This window comes from Agrobacterium sp. ES01 (assembly GCF_050320885.1).
In the GTDB taxonomy this organism is placed as follows: domain Bacteria; phylum Pseudomonadota; class Alphaproteobacteria; order Rhizobiales; family Rhizobiaceae; genus Allorhizobium.
In genome coordinates this window covers 1,458,047-1,474,266 of sequence record NZ_JBNQTH010000001.1, presented here as the reverse complement: position 1 = coordinate 1,474,266, position 16,220 = coordinate 1,458,047, and the positions used below count along the sequence as shown (strand labels likewise).

The window sequence follows — 16,220 nt, the reverse complement described above, 5'->3', positions numbered from 1 at the left end:
GCCTTCCCAGTAGGGGCATAAAATATTTATTGTCTCAAACCCATTCGCCGCCGCGCATGACCGGCGTCACGCTGCCATCGGCTCTCACGCCGTCGATGTCGACCTTGTCGGAACCGATCATCCAGTCGATATGGATCAGGCTCGAATTTCCGCCCTGCGCCGTGATTTGTTCCTGCGACAACGAAGCACCGTCGAGGAAGCACTTGGAATAGCATTGGCCAAGGGCGATGTGGCACGACGCGTTTTCGTCGAACAGCGTATTGTAAAACAGGATGCCGGATGCCGAGATCGGTGACGAGTGCGGAACCAAGGCCACCTCTCCAAGACGTCGCGCGCCCTCATCGGTATCAAGAACTTTCTGCAGCACTTCTTCGCCCTTGGAGGCTTTCGCCTCAACGATACGACCGCCTTCGAAACGCACTTGGATGTCGTCGATCAGAGTGCCTTGATGCGAGAGCGGCTTGGTCGAGGATACCGTGCCTTCGACCTTGAGCGCATGCGGTGTGGTGAAGACCTCTTCCGTGGGAATATTCGGATTGCAGGTGATGCCGTTTTTCGCAACCGATGCGCCACCATGCCATTCATGGCCGTCAGCAAGTCCAACCCTCAAATCGGTACCCGGACCGGTAAAATGCAGTGCTGAGAAACGCTCGCCATTCAGCCAGGTGGAACGGCTGCGCAGCTGAGCATTATGGTCACCCCAGGCAGCGATCGGATCCGCCACATCGACCCGTGACGCGGCGAAAATGGCATCGGCCAGTTTCTTCACGGCCTCCTCTTCAGCAAGGCCCGGAAAGACAAGCCTTGCCCATGCAGGATTGGGATAGGAGCAGATGTGCCAGTTGATGTCGAAATTGGATATGTGCTCGAGCGCTGGCTTGTATGCCATGGAATTTGCCTTGTTGGCACGGGCCACCTTCGCCGGATCTTGCGCGGACAACATCATCGGGTTGTCACCGGCGATGGCAAGCCGTGCAGCGCCATTTTCGAAGGCCTTGGCCATGCCGTCATAGAGCCAGCCGGACGCCTTGTCGAAGCTCTCGTCCGGTGCGTGTGCGTAACGGGAAAGTGTCATGTCTTCATCGGCAAAGAACGTCGTGACAATTCCGGCGCCCGCCATATAGGCATGCTTGGTGATCAGGCGTGCGAGGGGCAGGGCCGCCATCGGCGCGGTCATGACCAGATCCTGTCCACGCTCTAGCCTCAGCCCAACCTGTACAGCGACTTCCGCGAGCTTTTCCAGTTTGACGGGATCGATGGATGTTTCAAATCTTGGCAATACGGTCATGACATTTCCGGCTTTCGTTAACGTATGGCTAGAGACTTAAGAGCCTTTGCCGCCAAATTGAAGCGCGAAACGAAAATTATCGCCGCAATCATGCCCAAGGGGGCAGGCGCAGAGGGAGCGCGCTTAGAAAATCACCCTCGTCAAGCGACCAGTGGCGCGATCACAGCCCGTAAAACCCGCTGCGCATCTCTGGGATCTAGCCTCACCTGCAGGCCCCGCTGACCACCATTCAAATAGACCAGTGAATGGTCCAGTGATGCCACTTCCATCGCTGTCGGAACGGGCTTCTTCTGGCCGAACGGACTGATGCCGCCGACATGATATCCCGTCAAACGCTCTGCACCCGTCGGCTTCATCATTGATGCGGATTTGCCGCCAAAGGCAGCAGCCAGCTTCTTCATGCTGACTTCGCGGTCGGAGGGCACGATCACGCAGACCGGTTTGCCATCAAGCTCAGCCATCAGCGTCTTCAAAACCCGAGACGGGTCTTCGCCCAACGCTTCCGCGGCCTGAATGCCAATGCGCTCTGTGGCTGGCTGGTAAACATAGGTGTGAACGGTGAACGAAATACCGAACTTGTCGAGGACTTGAGTAGCGCGCGTCGTCTTGGACATTGCGCTCGTTACTCAGAGAAGAAAGTGTCGTAAGTGTCTGGCTTAAACCCGACGATCAGCCCGTCATCCGAGACAAGAACCGGCCTCTTGATCATCGAGGGTTGCTCAAGCATCAACGTTATTGCTTTGTCTTGGTCGAGATCGGCCTTTGCCTCGGGCGGTAACTTCTTGAAGGTCGTTCCTGCCTTGTTCAGCAGAACCTCCCAACCGGCTTTTCCAGCCCAGATCTCAAGTGATGGACGGTCGATGCCTGCCGACTTGTAGTCATGGAACACGTAAGCTTGCCCATGATCATCCAGCCACTGACGGGCCTTTTTCATCGTATCGCAGTTCTTGATTCCGTAGATCGTGAGGGTCATCAAGCGCACCGACTGAGTAGAATTCCTAAGGAAAGGGCGACTTCCGGCAAAGCGCCGGAAGCGCAAGCGTGACGCCGAGACTTATTCGTTCTCGGCAGCCTCCATGGTGTCCAGCACCGGCATAGACGTGATGTTGTAACCTGAATCGACGAAATGCACCTCACCGGTCACACCACGCGACATATCCGAAAGCAGGTAGGTCGCTGACGAACCGACATCGTCGATCGTCACGGTCCGACGCAGCGGTGAATTCTTCTGCTGCCATGACAACATGGCGCGTGCATCAGCAATACCGGCGCCAGCGAGCGTACGGATCGGACCGGCTGATATGGCGTTCACGCGAATGCCGCGCGGGCCGTAATCACCAGCCAGATAACGCACCGAGGCTTCAAGTCCTGCCTTGGCAACGCCCATGACGTTGTAGTTCGGCATGATTCGCTGCGAACCATTATAGGTCAGCGTCAGCATCGAGCCGCCATCGGTCATCAACTCCGCTGCGCGCTTCGCGATTTCCGTGAAGGAGAAGCAGGAGATGACCATCGTGCGCACGAAGTTCTCACGCGACGTATCGGCATAGAGGCCCTTCAACTCATTCTTGTCGGAAAAGCCGACGGCGTGAACGACGAAATCGATCTTGCCCCAACGTTCCTTGATCGCGGCCATGGTTGCGTCAACGGATGCGAGATCCTCGACATCGCAAGGCAGCACAAAATCCGAGCCAAGTTCGGCCGCAAGCGGTTTGACCCGCTTGCCCAGAGCGTCCCCCTGATAGGTGAATGCAAGCTCAGCGCCTTGAGCGGCAAGTGTCTTGGCGATGCCCCAGGCAATCGAATGGCTGTTGGCGACGCCCATAATGAGGCCGCGCTTGCCCTGCATGATACCGTTCATAGGCGTTACCCGTTGTGACGCTGGAAGACCAGCGTGGCGTTCGTGCCGCCAAACCCGAAGGAGTTCGAAAGGACCGTGTCGATCTTGGCGTTGTCGATACGCTCGCGAACAATCGGCACACCGTCGAATTCAGGGTCGAGTTCGGTGATATGCGCGCTTTCACCGATAAAGCCCTCCTGCATCATTAGCAGGCCATAGATCGATTCCTGCACGCCGGCTGCGCCGAGCGAATGGCCCGTCAGAGACTTGGTCGACTGGACATGAGGAATATCCTGTCCGAAGACCTCGCGAATTGCGCCGATCTCCTTGCTGTCGCCCACCGGTGTCGAAGTACCATGGGTATTGATGTAGTCGACCTTGCCTTTGACAGTCGAAAGCGCCTGTCGCATGCAGCGGATTGCGCCTTCGCCTGAGGGGGCAACCATGTCGTAGCCGTCGGATGTTGCGCCATAGCCGGTCAGTTCTGCGTAGATCTTCGCGCCGCGGGCCTTTGCATGTTCCAGCTCTTCAAGAACCAGAACGCCAGCACCACCAGCGATGACGAAGCCGTCGCGGCTGACGTCGTAGGCGCGGGATGCTGTAGTTGGCGTGTCATTGAACTTTGAGGACATGGCGCCCATCGCGTCGAACAGGTTCGACATGGTCCAGTCGAGATCTTCGTGACCGCCGGCAAACATGATGTCCTGCTTGCCCCATTGGATGAGCTCTGCAGCATTGCCGATGCAATGGGCCGACGTCGAGCAGGCTGACGAAATCGAGTAGTTCACGCCATGGATCTTGAACCATGTGGCAAGCGTCGCAGACGCCGTCGACGACATGGCTTTCGGCACGGCAAATGGGCCAATGCGTTTGGGGCTGTTGTTCTTGATCGTGGTTTCGGCCGCATCGACAACGGTGCGTGTAGAAGGACCACCTGAACCCATGACGATGCCGGTGCGCTCATTGCCGCTATAGTCGGACTCTTCCAGTCCGGAATCGGCAATCGCCTGCTTCATCGCCACGTGGTTCCAGGCACCACCTTGCGACAGAAAGCGCATTGCGCGGCGATCAACGAGGTCAGTCGGATCGAGGTCCGGCTTGCCCCATACGTGGCAGCGGAAGCCATGCTCAGCAAAATCTGGAGAGAATGATATCCCGGACTTCGCTTCGCGCAGGGACTTCGTCACTTCTGCAGCATCGCGTCCGATCGAGGAAACAATTCCGAGACCCGTAACAACAACCCGTCTCATGATAAGACCTTTTCTCGTTTCACGCCTTCGCGTGGGCCAGCTCTTTAAGCGGCCTTGTCCTTGGACAGACCAACGCGAAGGTCTGTCGCCTGATAGATAACTTCACCGTCAGCCTTGACCCAGCCATCGGCCGTGCCAAGCACGAGCCTGCCACGCATGACGCGCTTGAAGTCGATACCGTATTCGATGAGCTTCGTTTCCGGGCGAACCATGCCCTTGAATTTGACTTCGCCGGTGGAAAGAGCCATGCCGCGGCCTGGTTCGCCAAGCCAGCCAAGGAAGAAGCCGGTAATTTGCCACATTCCGTCAAGGCCCAGGCAACCGGGCATGATCGGATTTCCCTGGAAATGGCAAGGGAAGTACCAGTCATCAGGCTTCACATCGTATTCGGCTCGGATATAGCCCTTGTCGAAAGTTCCGCCAGTTTCCGAAATGTCGGTGATGCGGTGAACCATCAGCATGGGCGGCAGAGGAAGCTGTGCGTTGCCGGGGCCGAAAAGCTCCCCACGGCCGCAGGCCAGAATCTCGTCATAATTGAAGCTGGATTGTCTGTCTGTCATATACTTTTTCTCCTCCCCCTCGGCTGTCGTAGCCATCGGAGATGTAGAGCAAGATCTTGGCGAATTGAAGCGGAACATTGATTCCCACTCCAGTGTTTCGTTGTCCTGACCCTATCGCCCTTAGAGTTTGAACTCGCCGTCGCATACAGGAAGCAATTGGCTTCGGCCAGAGGGAAATACGTCAAATCATTCGAATTGCAACCGTTTGCCCCATATAGGGAGCTTGGAAAACTGTTGAAAGACGCGCTCTTAGAAGTTATATCCAGCAGCAGTATATCAACCAGAAGGGCCGGCAAGCCGGTGCCCATGGCGAATGGAGTGTGTGCCAAAGGTGCAAGTTGAAGCGAAACTGCGAAAGTCGGGTCTCCGTCCGACAAGACAACGTGTCGCTCTCGCGGACCTGCTTTTCGCCAAGGGTGATCGTCACCTGACGGTGGAAGAACTCCACGAGGAGGCAATCGCCGCCAACGTGCCCGTATCCTTGGCCACCGTCTACAACACCCTCCATCAATTTACCGAGGCTGGCCTTATTCGTGTGCTTGCGGTTGAGAGCGCAAAGACCTATTTCGACACCAATGTGTCCGACCACCATCACTTCTTCATCGAGGGCCAGAACGAGGTTCTCGATATTCCGGTGAGCAATCTCGAGATCGGCAATTTGCCTGAGCCACCGGAAGGCATGGAAGTCGCCCATGTCGATGTGGTCATCCGTCTGCGGCCAAAGGCGCGCTGACAATTCCCTCCCGAGATTTGGGTTTGGTAGGTGGCTTGTTACAGAAAACGAGCGCTAAGACTTTATGCCGCGTGCTGTTAAGAGACGCGCAAGGCCCGAATAGTATGCTTGGGTAGCCATTTGTCTGGAGCCAATACGCGGAGAAAGCCTTGCGTCTCGCATTCACCCTCTTGCTGAACCTGATGTTGATCCTTTCCGCCACAGCCGTGCACGCGCAGCAAAAGCTGCTGCGCGACCCGGAACTGTATGAAAGGCAGCATTTCGAAAAGCGTTGCGAGAGCGTGAAATATGGTGCTGACTTCATAAGTCGAATAGATATCAATAATGACGGCATCACCGATATGGTGGTCAATGAGGGTTCGATTATCTGTGACGGTGATCCAGGTCCCGATTGCAGCGAAGAGGGTTGCCCCTACAATTTCTATTTGCAGGTGAAAGAAGGCGGCTATTTCATGATTGCCACCGCCCAAATGTATGGCTACGACTTCATCAAGCGTTTCGGCAACATGGTCTTCGTCTTGAAGATGCATCCGAAATTCTGCGACCGCACCGACAGCAAGCCCTGTGAAATGACGGTTCGTGTCAAGGGAACCAAGTTCCTGACCATCTCAAAGAAATAGCGACCGCCTTTCACGCAGAGGGCAACAGCGTGTCGGTCCGACCCGTGAGATAATAGGCTGCAAGCCCGATCCATTCCCGAAGCGCCGTGGACATAAGCTGGCTGTTTAATGTCGGCTGGGTAAAGTCCAGCCGAAGCACAACCTTGCCGCTGGTGCGATAGTCGACTGGCCAGGGCTGAACCGGAATGCCGGCCTTCCGGAACAGTCCGATGGAACGCGGCATGTGAAACGCCGATGTGATCAGGAGGCAGTCGGAGAGTGACGAAGGCGCGAGAAGTCCTTTGGTGTTTCGGACGTTTTCGAACGTCGTGCGAGACGCATCCTCTTGGATCAATCGGCCCGGATCGACACCAAATTCCGTGAGAAACCGTCGTGAAACATCAGCGTCTCCTTCGTAATCACCGCTGAGCGAGCCATCTCCACCCGTAACCAGAATGGTCGCCTGCGGATACTTCAACGCCAGCCGCAGCGCTTCCACAAAGCGATCGCCGGCCTGGTTTACCTCGATGCCGCCTCTGCTGCTGGTGACTTCCGTCTCGAAGGCACCGCCCAGCACAATCATGCATTGGAGATCAGCTGGATCGGCACCAGGCTTTGGGAACCGGTTCTCCAGCGCCTGCAGCGCAACAGAGCCGGTCGATGTAAAAAGCGTGACGAAGAGTAAAAGGCAAGCAGAGGAGAGAATAGCTACGCCAGAAAGGCGGCACTTGAATGCGACCAGAATGGTGCCTGCGCTAAGCAGCAGGAATGTCAGCGAAAGTGGCTGGGCAACCACCCAGAATATCTTCGACAGCAAAAACATGCGGGTCTCTCAAGCGTCCAAGGCGGCGTTAGCCTTCCTTCCGGTAGCGCCGGGCCTCATAGACGATCTGACCATTGGACAGACCCTTGTAGAGCTGCGACCCCCTTGAACCGGAGAACTCCTTCATAAAACGCTTCATGAACCATGAGCGCTCGATGCGCTGGCGTTTACGAGCATCAGCGGCATCAAGCGCGCCGACGACATTCTTTGAGATGTTCTTTCTTTCCACCAATTCCAGGCCGGGCACGGTCAGTTGATCATTGAGAATCTTCAGCTGGTTCTTTGGCCGCATATCGGCAAAGGTAAACCATCCACCGGGCTTGAGCACACGTTCCACTTCTCGGGCGAAGGCGGGCACATTGCCGTAGCAATGCGAGGATTCGATATTGACGATGATGTCGAAAGAGCCGTCGGCAAAGGGCAGGGCCTCGGCATCTCCAGTCTCGAAGGTCAGCACCGGCGTATCGCCATTGAGGCTCTGCGCCCGCTTGACCGTATCCGGCGAATAGTCGAGCCCCGTCATGGATGCTGGCCCATGGTAGCGAGCGATATAGCGTGATCCGCCGCCACGGCCGGAACCGATCTCGAGAACGCGAGCTCCTCCAATCGGCAGACCTTCGACTGCCTGCTGGTACAGGCCAATAAAAGCACGCTCCGGCTCGTCGTCTGCGTTGAGCGGAAAAGGCTCGCCGAAGGGCAGGTAGCCATAGTTCATGAAACGCCAGTCGCCATCGCTCCAGAAGCGATTAAGCACATTGTAGACACGGCGCCAAACCCACTTCTGCGCGCGCGGATAACGACCAGGCGTGGTAACGTCGAGGACCCTGGAAAACAGACGACTGCTCATGAACTAACTTGCTTTCAGCCGGCCTGCTCGGCGGCGGTATCGGCCTTTAATGCCTCAAATTCCGTGTAGAGCCATGCGCGGCCCTTATGGATCAATTCGTCGTCGTCCTTGTTTTCCGGGCTGAAACCCGGCAGATAATATTTGAGCACCAGAGGTGCGCATTTACGCCAGTAACCCGGTGACAAGAACAGAACCTTGACCATCTTCAACCAGAAAATTGGTCCGGTCTTGATGCCGTCGGCCTTGGCAAAGATCGTCATATTGCGCAGCGTAATCATCAAAAACTGCCAGGCCACGGCGTTAAATGCCATTGTGCGCAACAGGTAGCGCTGCCAGGCAGGCGTGTTGGGGGTTGCTGCCTTCAAGACGTCGAGAGCGACAGCCTTGTGCTCCAGTTCTTCCAGCGCGTGCCACATCCACAAGCGCCGATATGCCGGAGCTGCGTCTTCCAGAAATTCGGGGTGTCGCAAGGTGACAGTCGACAAGGTCGCAGTCAGGTGCTCGATCGCGCAGGTCACGGCGAGCCGAAAGACAGGCTTCTTGTCGCGACCAAGCGTTAGCTTGACCGGGGCTTCCATGGCTTCGACATCGTAGCCGAGTTTCACCAAGGCCTTATTGTAGGCTTCGTGTTCGCGGGTATGAAAAGCTTCCTGCACGGCATAGCCGTTGATTTCGTCCGCAAGTTGTTTGTTTTTCAGCTTCGGTGCGTAAAACTTCAGCGAACGGATAAAATAGCGCTCCCCCTCAGGCAGGAAAATCGACAGGCCGTCAGCCAACACAGTCTTGTGGAAATCACCACCTAGCCAATGGCGCACCGGGTTCTCCAGAATTCCGAATCGAATGTCGCGCGGAATGATGTCTTCATCGTCATTGCCTGGCGCGGCTGCATCCCATCTGGCTTGCTGACGAACGTTTTCCGCCTGTGCCATCTCATCACCCCATTTTCCGAATCACGAGCTGCTACTCGCCCCGAGATCCTCACCCTGTTTCACGCACATGAAATGTTGTCGAGCAGCATATGGAATGCACGGCGAGGGAGCAACGCCCGATTTGGCGCACGCAGCGAATGACCCTGCATCGTGCAAAGCTTCCAAGTGCATGGGGCGAACATAAAGCATTTTGAGAAAGTTTGGTGGAGCTAAGCGGGATCGAACCGCTGACCTCTTGCATGCCATGCAAGCGCTCTCCCAGCTGAGCTATAGCCCCATCAATTGGGTCCGGTAAGTTCCGGTTCCGGGAACCGAGGGGCGTCTGCCCGTTCGGTGGCGGCTTATTACTTCCGCATTTGGAAGATGGCAAGCCGAAAATTCGCGCCCCGCAAAAGTTTTCACCTTAAGCGGGGCGAAAGCAGGTCGAATTAGGTGTCGTCGTCGTCGCCGCCAACACCAACGATGCCGGTAACGTCATCATTGTCGTCATCTTCGTCGGCTTCGAGGAAGGTGTCGTCATCATCGTCGTCGATTTCAACGTCGTCATCGCCGATATCCGGGATATCGTCATTGCCTTCGCTGTCGTTCATTTCGTCGCCGGTCGTGACTTCGACATCGGTGTTCTCGGCATCGACTTCAGCAACTTCTTCTTCCTCAGCCTTTTCGAGAACGGCAATAGCCGAAGTTTCCTCGAAATAAGACAGAGGCCAGCTTTTGCCCGTGTAGGGCGAAACAACTGGATCGTTGCCTAAATCATAGAATTTTTTACCCGTGTCCGGGCATGTGCGTTTCGTTCCAAGTCCCACTTTAGCCACTGTCAAGCCTCTTGAAGCACTGAGTGAATACGGCTGTGCCGTTCGATTGGCAGAGGGCCGCTCGATTTGTTAGCCGGTCCCCATAATCATTGTGCAGTGTCCTGTCAAAGATAAACTTGCAGATTGCGCGATGTCCCATGACCCGGCTGCTGGATGACGCACCGTCTGCAGTGTGCTAACGAGCCGCCCCAATAGCAGGGATATGCATAGGCCACATTCGGTTGAGACGATGATCTAAGCGGCAACTGACAGGCAAAAACAGGGATGAGTGCATTGAATGGAAGCTTCGTAATCGCGATCGATGGGCCGGCTGCTGCCGGCAAAGGCACGCTGTCGCGGCGCATCGCCGAGGAATATGGTTTCCATCACCTCGACACTGGCCTGACCTACCGCGCAACAGCCAAGGCATTGCTGGATAAGGGGTTACCTCTCGATAGCGAGGAAATTGCAGAAGGCATCGCGCGTGACCTGGAGCTTGCTGATCTCGACCGGTCCGTCCTTGCGCGTCACGAAGTCGGTGAGGCGGCATCCAAGATTGCGGTCATGCCCGGAGTTCGCCGTGCGCTCGTGGATGCGCAGCGGCGATTTTCAGCGAAAGAGCCTGGCACGGTTCTCGACGGTCGCGACATTGGAACGGTGGTTTGCCCGAATGCGCCGGTGAAACTTTATGTCACTGCCTCGTCTGAGGTGCGCGCGCGCCGACGCTTTGACGAAATTATATCTGCCGGCGGCACGGCCGAATTCGGTGAAATTTTCTCTGATGTGAAGAAGCGTGACGAACGCGATATGGGCCGGGCCGACAGCCCATTGAAGCCTGCCGCGGATGCGCACTTGCTTGATACGTCGGAAATGAGTATAGAAGCCGCGTTTAAGGCAGCTAAGTCTATTATTGATCTGGCCCTGAAACCTTGAAGTGAGAATATGAATGGCGGCTGGTCCGTTTTTATATTCGACAAAAAAAGCCGACATCGCCGTCCCCGCGCCGGATAGCCTTTTTAAAAAGGCGGACGGAGATGTCAGTTAAATTTAACACTAGCCCACCGGCGCTCCGTGTCCTCATGAGGCACGACTAGGAGATTTCATGACTGTTTCTACACCCACGCGCGACGACTTCGCAGCAATGCTCGAGGAATCCTTCGCCAAGACTGATCTGGCAGAAGGCTATGTCGCCAAGGGCATCGTGACCGCGATCGAGAAGGACGTTGCAATCGTTGACGTCGGTCTCAAGGTCGAAGGTCGCGTTCCGCTGAAGGAATTCGGCGCCAAGGCCAAGGACGGTTCGCTGAACGTCGGCGATGAAGTTGAAGTTTATGTCGAGCGCATTGAAAATGCACTCGGTGAAGCTGTTCTGTCGCGCGAAAAGGCTCGCCGCGAAGAAAGCTGGATCAAGCTCGAAGTTAAGTTCGAAGCTGGCGAACGCGTTGAAGGCGTTATCTTCAACCAGGTCAAGGGCGGCTTCACGGTCGATCTCGACGGCGCTGTTGCCTTCCTTCCGCGTAGCCAAGTCGACATTCGTCCGATCCGCGACGTGACCCCGCTGATGCACAACCCGCAGCCCTTCGAAATCCTCAAGATGGACAAGCGTCGCGGCAACATCGTTGTATCGCGTCGTACGGTTCTCGAAGAGTCCCGTGCTGAACAGCGTTCTGAAATCGTGCAGAACCTCGAAGAAGGCCAGGTTGTCGAAGGCGTCGTCAAGAACATCACCGATTACGGTGCATTCGTTGACCTCGGCGGCATCGACGGCCTGCTGCACGTGACCGACATGGCATGGCGCCGCGTCAACCATCCGTCGGAAATCCTGACGATCGGCCAGACGGTCAAGGTTCAGATCATCCGCATCAACCAGGAAACCCACCGCATCTCGCTCGGCATGAAGCAGCTCGAGTCGGATCCTTGGGATGGCATTGCTGCCAAGTACCCGGTTGGCAAGAAGATCTCCGGTACTGTCACCAACATCACCGACTACGGTGCATTCGTCGAGCTGGAGCCAGGTATCGAAGGCCTCATCCACATCTCGGAAATGTCCTGGACCAAGAAGAACGTGCACCCCGGCAAGATCCTGTCCACTACACAGGATGTTGACGTTGTCGTTCTCGAAGTCGACCCAACCAAGCGCCGTATTTCGCTGGGCCTCAAGCAGACCCTCGAAAACCCATGGCAGGCATTTGCATTCAGCCATCCGGCTGGTGCTGAAGTCGAAGGCGAAGTCAAGAACAAGACCGAGTTCGGCCTGTTCATCGGCCTCGAAGGCGATGTTGACGGCATGGTTCACCTGTCCGATCTCGACTGGAACCGTCCGGGCGAGCAGGTCATCGAGGAATACAACAAGGGTGACATGGTCAAGGCCGTCGTTCTTGATGTAGACGTCGAAAAGGAACGCATCTCGCTCGGCATCAAGCAGCTTGGCAAGGATTCGCTCGGCGACGCAGCAGCCTCTGGCGAACTGCGCAAGAACGCTGTCGTTTCGTGTGAAGTGATTGCTTCCAACGAAGGTGGCATTGAAGTGAAGCTCGTCAACCATGACGACATCACCTCGTTCATCCGTCGTGCCGACCTTTCGCGTGACCGTGACGAACAGCGCCCAGAGCGCTTCTCGGTCGGTCAGATCCTTGACGCCCGTGTGACCAACTTCTCCAAGAAGGATCGCAAGGTCATGCTGTCGATCAAGGCTCTCGAGATCGCAGAAGAGAAGGAAGCTGTTGCTCAGTTCGGTTCGTCCGACAGCGGCGCTTCGCTCGGCGATATCCTTGGCGCGGCTCTGAAGAACCGCTCCGAATAAGCTGAACGACTATCGATAAAAGAAAGCCCGCCGGTTATCACGACCGGCGGGCTTTTTCATTTTCAGGATCGAGTAAGCGTCAGGACCAGCCGGCCATCTTCCAGTAAAGGTCGTTGGCATTTTCCCCTTCAGCGCTTCCGCCAGGCGAGAGGCTGCCGGGCTCTTCGGAATCGGCTTCAACAGATTCGACGCCGATCGCATCCTCGTCTTCGCCGCTGGAATTCTGTTCAGGATTTTCCTCCTGATCCTCGAAACCATCGCCTCCGCCATGCTGGAAGGGATAGTTCAATTCCTCGGCTCGCGTTTCCTGCTCGTTATCTCGCGCAAAGAGATAATGCACCATTGGCAGTGCGGCGGCATTTCTGGCAGCTGGCGTCGAGGAAAGCGCTGCCAATTCGGCCTCGGCGCTTTCTGCAAGGGCCGCCACAAGTGCGTCACCCCGCAGACGCGTGGCATTTTGCTGCTCCGCATCCGTCTTGACCTCGGCCGGATCCGGTGTAAGTGCCTGGCGCGAAGCCTTGACGTTCTCGTCTGTTTTACCCGGATCGATGGGCTGCCGCGCGTCAGCTTCAAAGGGCGTGCGTTGCGCACGTGTCATCGGCTCGGCAAACAGGCTCGCCTTCAGAAATTTACCGAGGCTGTCCGGTTGAGGGGTCTCTGACTTTCCGGGGGAGGTGAGTGTTGTAACCTCCTGCCAACCTTTCAGGGCATAGAGCGTTTCGATCTTCTGTGACTGTGGAGCATCCGGTTGACCGATAGCTGTTTTGTCGATTGCAAGCGATGCCTCGGCCTTGATCTGTTGCGTGCTTGGAGCGGGACTCTTTGCCTGGACGGCATACACTGCACTACCCTTTTCTTGAGAGCCAATGCTGTTGTGTAGACGGTCTTGATGATGACCTGCGGCGTCTCCCGCATCGGCCTGCATCTCGCCTTGGACAGATGGGTTTGGCAGAAGGTCGGCAGGCCGTGTCAGTGCACTTGGCAAGCCGGGTCTTTCCAACTGTGCTTGGGGAATACGCCCCTCTCCAGATTCAATTCGGGACGACGCTTCCATACGCGATGCCTGAGTGGTGCCGCCTTCTCCCGGAAGCTTCTGCACTGCGATGCCAGATGAAGCGACCGGTGCTTCCTCTCGCTTGACGCTGGCAGCGGCGGTTTCGGCAGCGATCGGAGCCGATTTTGCTGCTGAGACCTGTGAAGGGTTAGGTCGCTGCGCGTTCGATACAGGACGCTCATCGGCGTCATTCTGAAGATATGTGGTCACCACGCTCTTCGTCGCGAGATCCCTGTCGGACGCATCTGCTTCAATGTGGAGGGCCATGGCTGTCGCGGCTGTTCCGGAAGGGTTTTCAAATGCTGCAATCACCATCTGCAGCTTCAGACCTTTGAAAAGCTGGTCGAGTTGCGTTTCGATGACCGTGCGGCGCTCCGGTGGAAGGTTGGCCAAAGCCTCTACGATGCGCTGGGCATAGCTTGCCGCGGTCTCTCCGTCCTTGCGTGCCAGACCAAGAGATCGACCGAAGACATCGGCCAATATCGAAAAATTCTGTGCAATGCGCTCATCACTGGTCAGCAGCAGCAGGTTCAGCTTCCCCATAATCGCTGCGTTGAGCTCGAGCCCTGATATTGCTGTGGACTGTTCAGCCTGCGGTGAGACGCCGGCCGTCGCCGCAGCGACATCGAAGCGCTGGCTCTTGTAGAGCAGAGGTGTACTGGCTGTTGCCGATAGCGGAGGCAGCATGGAATGCTCCCTTGGACGTAAAGGTTGGGAATTCAGAGGCAGTTCACGCCGCTCATGCGGCGGGTGCGTGTTCCCGCCAAACCTGCAAAGGTCAGCGGACGAGCATCGAGTGCATATATGCCGGACTTCAAACTGAAAGCTTGCCAGAAAAGTCTTAACAAGTTGCTAACCATAATGGTGGTCTGCAGCCTTGCCGGTGCCGGGGAGGTCACATAAGTTTGTTGGGTCAAACGCGCTGCTAATGCGCGTCAGCCTGAATGGATCAGCGGAAGTCTCGATGAACATCACCAATCCGATACTCAATACGGACAGCTACAAGCTCGGTCACTTCAGGCAGTATCCGCCGGAAATTTCTGCGATCAGCGGTTATATCACAACCCGTGGTCAGTCCTTCAGACCGGAAGTGGTGTTCTTCGGTTTGCAGATGTTTCTAAAGGAGCATCTCTCCCGCGCAATCACGGCGGCCGATATCGCCGAGGCTGAAGAGATTAGCCGATTGCATGGCCAGCCTTTCAATCGGGAGGGCTGGGAATACATCGTCAATACCCATGGCGGATATCTACCCTTGAGGATTGATGCGCTCCCGGAAGGAACGGCAGTGCGTCGTGATGTGCCAATGGTGCAGGTCGTCAACACGGATCCAAAACTGCCTTGGGTCACAAGCTACATCGAGACAGCCCTGCTGCGCGCCATCTGGTACCCTTCCACCGTCGCAAGCAATGCGCGCCGCATCTGGCAAACTTTGGCGCCGCTTTATGAAAGCACCTCTGATGATGCACAGGAAATGCTGCCGCTGGCACTCAGCGATTTTGGTGCCCGTGGCGTAGCGTCTGCGGAGCAGGCGGGATTGGGGGGGGCCGCGCATCTGCTCTATTTCCATCGCACAGATACGCTGGCTGCAATCCTCGCTGCCCGGAAATACTACGGTGCGGAGATGGCGGGCAGATCCATCCCGGCTTCCGAGCATACGACTATGGTCGCCTGGGGGCTTGAGCGGGAGACCGACGCCTATGCCAACATGATCGAGAGCTTTTCGGAGTTCGGCGCCTATTCGGTGGTGTCTGACAGCTTCGATATTGCCAATGCCGTCGCCGAAATATGGGGCAAGACATTGCAGGACAAGGTTCGCAATGCGGGCGCGACACTGATTGTGCGCCCCGACAGCGGAGACCCGATCGACACGCCGGTGCAGGTCGTCGCCCAGCTGGCTTATGCTTTCGGAACGAAGCAGAACAGCAAGGGCTACAAGGTCATCGATGGCAATGCGCGCGTCCTCCAGGCCGATGGATTGACGACGCAAGACATCACCATGGTTCTTGGTAGGCTCGAGGGTATGGGCTTTGCCGCCGAGAACATTTCCTTTGGAATGGGTGGTTCACTTCTGCAGAAAGTGAACAGGAACAGCTATTCCTTCACGATGAAATGCAGTGCCAAGCAAAATGATGATGGCAAGTGGCACGACATGTCGCGTCTGCCTCCAAACCCGCAGGAAAAGCTGCCGCGAGCGGGACGTCGAGCCGTTGCCGAAATTGACGGCGCTCTTTTCGACATGCATGTCGATGAATTGGCCGGGCGCGAGAATCTGCTTCAGCCGGTGTGGGAAAATGGCAGGCTATTGAAGGATCTGAGCTTTGCCGAAATCCGCGCCCGCGCTGCCTTATGAATGCCGGTGATTACGGGGATATATTCTGGAACATTCGATAAAGACCGGCTTCGTCAGAGTTGACCGCAGAAATCTTGTCGTGTCCGGGCAGTGGCAATTCATGCCGGTCGCTCGGCAAAGCGTCAAGCCAGTTGGCCGGCACGTAGCCCTTTTCAGAAACCTCTGCCTCGTCGTCATCGATATCGCTATCGTCAATCCGTGCAGACATTCGCTCGTAAGTTGCCTTGGCGCTTTCGAGCACATCGTCTGAAGTGCGTGATTGCGAATATCGGGGCAGAGCGAGTGACATCTCGCTGGAATTCGCCGATGCATCCGTCATGGTCGCATGTCTTCCATTGGCGCCACCGAAA

The 16,220-nt window shown here is 56.4% G+C and carries 17 protein-coding genes and 1 tRNA gene; 5 read left to right on the top strand and 13 right to left on the bottom strand.

What is annotated here, in order from left to right; genetic code table 11:
• Nucleotides 1-34 precede the first annotated feature (34 nt).
• The 6 genes from ACQQ2Q_RS07235 to fabA all read right to left on the bottom strand — a co-directional run bounded on the left by ACQQ2Q_RS07235 (nt 35) and on the right by fabA (nt 4,938).
• Nucleotides 35-1,288, bottom strand: coding sequence for an aminopeptidase (locus ACQQ2Q_RS07235; RefSeq protein ID WP_428186330.1), 1,254 nt, complete (start codon nt 1,286-1,288; stop codon nt 35-37).
• Nucleotides 1,289-1,428: 140 nt separating this feature from the next.
• Entirely contained in the window at nt 1,429-1,902 is a 474-nt protein-coding gene (ybaK, locus tag ACQQ2Q_RS07230) for a Cys-tRNA(Pro) deacylase (protein WP_428186329.1), read from the bottom strand.
• An 8-nt stretch (nt 1,903-1,910) separates the two neighbouring features.
• Nucleotides 1,911-2,261, bottom strand: coding sequence for an ArsC family reductase (locus ACQQ2Q_RS07225; RefSeq protein WP_428186328.1), 351 nt, complete (start codon nt 2,259-2,261; stop codon nt 1,911-1,913).
• Nucleotides 2,262-2,342: 81 nt separating this feature from the next.
• Nucleotides 2,343-3,149, bottom strand: coding sequence for an enoyl-ACP reductase FabI (gene fabI, locus ACQQ2Q_RS07220; protein ID WP_428186327.1), 807 nt, complete (start codon nt 3,147-3,149; stop codon nt 2,343-2,345).
• 5 nt (nt 3,150-3,154) lie between these two features.
• A complete protein-coding gene (gene fabB, locus ACQQ2Q_RS07215) occupies nt 3,155-4,378 on the bottom strand; it encodes a beta-ketoacyl-ACP synthase I (protein ID WP_428186326.1) in 1,224 nt (407 codons plus the stop codon).
• Between the two features lie 44 nt (nt 4,379-4,422).
• On the bottom strand, nt 4,423-4,938 hold the full coding sequence (gene fabA, locus ACQQ2Q_RS07210) for a 3-hydroxyacyl-[acyl-carrier-protein] dehydratase FabA (RefSeq protein ID WP_428186325.1): 516 nt from the start codon (nt 4,936-4,938) through the stop codon (nt 4,423-4,425).
• Nucleotides 4,939-5,269: 331 nt separating this feature from the next.
• Between fabA and irrA the strand changes: the two genes are divergently transcribed.
• Together irrA and ACQQ2Q_RS07200 are read left to right on the top strand one after the other, a co-directional pair.
• Nucleotides 5,270-5,671, top strand: coding sequence for an iron response transcriptional regulator IrrA (gene irrA, locus ACQQ2Q_RS07205; RefSeq protein WP_428186324.1), 402 nt, complete (start codon nt 5,270-5,272; stop codon nt 5,669-5,671).
• 149 nt (nt 5,672-5,820) lie between these two features.
• Nucleotides 5,821-6,291 (top strand): hypothetical protein, encoded by a 471-nt coding sequence (locus ACQQ2Q_RS07200; RefSeq protein WP_428186323.1) that lies wholly within the window; start codon nt 5,821-5,823, stop codon nt 6,289-6,291.
• A 10-nt stretch (nt 6,292-6,301) separates the two neighbouring features.
• On the opposite strand, the gene ACQQ2Q_RS07195 is transcribed toward ACQQ2Q_RS07200, so the two are convergent.
• The 5 genes from ACQQ2Q_RS07195 to ACQQ2Q_RS07175 form a co-directional block, all read right to left on the bottom strand.
• Nucleotides 6,302-7,093 carry a YdcF family protein gene (locus ACQQ2Q_RS07195; RefSeq protein WP_428186322.1) on the bottom strand — a complete coding sequence of 264 codons (792 nt, stop codon included), beginning with the start codon at nt 7,091-7,093 and terminating at the stop codon, nt 6,302-6,304.
• A 28-nt stretch (nt 7,094-7,121) separates the two neighbouring features.
• A complete protein-coding gene (locus ACQQ2Q_RS07190; protein ID WP_428186321.1) occupies nt 7,122-7,940 on the bottom strand; it encodes a class I SAM-dependent methyltransferase in 819 nt (272 codons plus the stop codon).
• Nucleotides 7,941-7,954: 14 nt separating this feature from the next.
• Nucleotides 7,955-8,869, bottom strand: a complete 915-nt coding sequence (locus tag ACQQ2Q_RS07185; protein ID WP_428186320.1) for a metal-dependent hydrolase — start codon at nt 8,867-8,869, stop codon at nt 7,955-7,957.
• 201 nt (nt 8,870-9,070) lie between these two features.
• Nucleotides 9,071-9,146, bottom strand: a tRNA-Ala gene (locus tag ACQQ2Q_RS07180).
• A gap of 151 nt (nt 9,147-9,297) precedes the next feature.
• Complete coding sequence (locus ACQQ2Q_RS07175; protein ID WP_428186319.1) at nt 9,298-9,684, bottom strand: TIGR02300 family protein; 387 nt, start codon at nt 9,682-9,684, stop codon at nt 9,298-9,300.
• Between the two features lie 264 nt (nt 9,685-9,948).
• Between ACQQ2Q_RS07175 and cmk the strand changes: the two genes are divergently transcribed.
• Both cmk and rpsA read left to right on the top strand, forming a co-directional pair.
• Nucleotides 9,949-10,596 carry a (d)CMP kinase gene (gene cmk / locus ACQQ2Q_RS07170; RefSeq protein ID WP_428186318.1) on the top strand — a complete coding sequence of 216 codons (648 nt, stop codon included), beginning with the start codon at nt 9,949-9,951 and terminating at the stop codon, nt 10,594-10,596.
• A 169-nt stretch (nt 10,597-10,765) separates the two neighbouring features.
• Entirely contained in the window at nt 10,766-12,466 is a 1,701-nt protein-coding gene (gene rpsA, locus ACQQ2Q_RS07165) for a 30S ribosomal protein S1 (protein ID WP_428186317.1), read from the top strand.
• A 79-nt stretch (nt 12,467-12,545) separates the two neighbouring features.
• Here rpsA and ACQQ2Q_RS07160 read toward each other — a convergent pair whose 3' ends face one another.
• Nucleotides 12,546-14,207 (bottom strand): hypothetical protein, encoded by a 1,662-nt coding sequence (locus ACQQ2Q_RS07160; protein ID WP_428186316.1) that lies wholly within the window; start codon nt 14,205-14,207, stop codon nt 12,546-12,548.
• A 277-nt stretch (nt 14,208-14,484) separates the two neighbouring features.
• Between ACQQ2Q_RS07160 and ACQQ2Q_RS07155 the strand changes: the two genes are divergently transcribed.
• Nucleotides 14,485-15,870, top strand: a complete 1,386-nt coding sequence (locus tag ACQQ2Q_RS07155; RefSeq protein WP_428186315.1) for a nicotinate phosphoribosyltransferase — start codon at nt 14,485-14,487, stop codon at nt 15,868-15,870.
• A 10-nt stretch (nt 15,871-15,880) separates the two neighbouring features.
• Here ACQQ2Q_RS07155 and ACQQ2Q_RS07150 read toward each other — a convergent pair whose 3' ends face one another.
• A complete protein-coding gene (locus ACQQ2Q_RS07150) occupies nt 15,881-16,189 on the bottom strand; it encodes a hypothetical protein (protein WP_428186314.1) in 309 nt (102 codons plus the stop codon).
• Between the last annotated feature and the right edge of the window lie 31 nt (nt 16,190-16,220).